The sequence below is a fragment of the Priestia sp. P5_B4 genome, assembly GCF_056400385.1.
Window position 1 is genome coordinate 1 of the sequence record NZ_JBFULJ010000637.1, and the last position, 2,232, is coordinate 2,232.

Genomic DNA, 2,232 nt, shown 5'->3' on the forward strand with positions numbered 1-2,232 from the left:
GCTTTTTTCTACGATGAGTAATAAAGGGGAGAGAAAAGCGCTTCAAAATGCGATTGCAGAATTTGAAAAACAAAATCCAGATATTAAAATTGATGCGAATTTTCCGGGTAACGGCTATGAAGATATGCTTCGTGTGAAAATGGGTGCAAATGATATGCCGGATTTATTTGATACGCACGGCTGGTCTCAGCTTCGTTACGGGGAATATGTAGCAGATTTAAAAGATATGGATTGGGTTCAGCATTTGGATCCAGCGCTAAATCAAATTTTAAAAGATAAAAGCGGCAAAGTGTATGCGTATCCTTTAAATCAAGCAAAAGACGGAATTAGCTATAATGCGACGCTGTTAGAAAAATACGGAATAAAGCCTCCTAACACAATGGATGAATTTATAACAGCATTAGAAACAGTAAAAAAGAAGAGCAAAGGAGAAATAGCGCCTCTATGGATCCCGGGAGGGGAAAATGGCAATATTGCTCAAGTGTTTGATCAGCTGGCTACACCTCAGCTTATTACAGCAAAAAATAAGAACTACGCTAAGCAGTTGGAAAAAGGAACATTTAATTGGTCAAACTACACGCCGCTAGCGGAAACAATGGCAGGAATGAAGAAAAAAGGGCTGCTGAATGAAGATGTATTAACCGCAAAAGTATCTCAAGCAACGGAATTAATGGCTCAAAATAAAATTGCTTTCACATTTGTGGGCGGATCTCTTGGACCGGATGCAACAGAATTAAATCCTGAAGTAAAAGTAGGAACGGTACCGGTGCCTGCTATTCATAAAGGCGGTACGCAAAGCTGGATCGGCGGAGAGCGCTTTACCCTTGCTGCGTGGAAAGATTCTAAGCACCTTAAAGAAGCCAAGAAATTTATTGAATTTGTGTCACAGCCCGAAGTTGCCAAAAAGATTGCCGAAGGAACGTCTTCAGCATCGGCTCTGACAAACAATAAAACACAAAACTACTACTCTGAATACTACGATAAGTATAGCGATATTAAAGTTGAGCCATACTTCGACCGAAAGTATTTACCGAGCGGTATGTGGGCAGTGATGTCTTCTACAGGTCAAGAATTGCTAGCGGGAAGTTTAACGCCAAAGCAATTATCAAAAGAGATGGAAAAAGAGTACAAGCGTCTCAGTAAACAATAAAATAGTGTGCAAAAGTTCCTTGTTCGCCGAGAAGCAGGGAGATAGGCTTCTGCTTCTTTTCACCACAAGCTGAAATAGGAGTGAACACGATGAATGAATTAGTCAGGAAAGAGCCGGTTTCTGTAGTAAGAGATACGAAAAAACGAAAGAAAAAATTAAAAACAGAGTCCTCTTTATGGTGGATGTACCTTCCCGGCTTAGTAATTATCACCGTTTTTATTATCTATCCTTTTATTAACGGAATTAGACTTTCCTTTACTAATTGGAATGGATTTTCACAAACATATGATTGGATTGGGCTCCAGCAGTATAAACGTTTGCTTGCAGATCCAACGACTTGGCTTGTGATAAAAAATACGCTGCTCTACGGAATAGGCAGTACTATTTTTCAAAATATTATTGGCTTGTTATACGCTTTGCTTCTGAATCAAAGCATTAAAATGAAAGCTGTAACAAGAACAATTGTCTACCTTCCGGTTATTATCAGCCCAATTATTATGGGTTATATCTGGTACTTCTTTTTTGCCTACCAAGGAGGCGCTTTAAATGACCTTCTTGTATTTTTAGGTTTTGAGAAGATTAATGCTTTGGGAACTCCAGAGCTTAACTCTTGGATTATCGTGTTCGTCAATACGTATCAATTCGTTGGAATTGCGATGATTATTTATTTAGCGGGGCTGCAAAGTATTTCAAAAGATTATTACGAGGCAGCGCAGCTTGACGGAGCATCGGCTCTTCAGCAGTTTAAAAACATCACGCTTCCATTGCTTATGCCTTCGATTACAATTAATGTCGTTTTAAATATTATTGGGGGTTTAAAACTGTTTGACGTAATTGTTGCGCTGACAGGAGGAGGGCCTGGAGATGCATCGCAGTCAATGTCTACTTTTATGTATGACTTATATTTTAGAAGACAAGACGCCGGCTATGCTGCAACTCAAGGTGTGTGCATGGCGCTCATTATTTTAGTCATTAGCTTATCAGCACTTGTGTACTTTAAACGAAAGGAGACAGAAGCGTGATGGACTATACAAATAAACGGAAAAAACGATTTTTTACCTTTCTAGCTCTTTGTATAACGC

2 protein-coding genes are annotated in these 2,232 nt (G+C 39.2%); both read left to right on the forward strand.

Going from position 1 to position 2,232, the window contains the following annotated elements; genetic code table 11:
• Positions 1–1,150 (forward strand): ABC transporter substrate-binding protein (locus tag AC1DRF_RS24025; protein WP_477741876.1); only part of this gene is annotated, 1,150 nt, incomplete at its 5' end.
• Between the two features lie 89 nt (positions 1,151–1,239).
• Positions 1,240–2,172, forward strand: coding sequence for a carbohydrate ABC transporter permease (locus tag AC1DRF_RS24030; RefSeq protein ID WP_013083531.1), 933 nt, complete (start codon positions 1,240–1,242; stop codon positions 2,170–2,172).
• Positions 2,173–2,232: the final 60 nt, after the last annotated feature.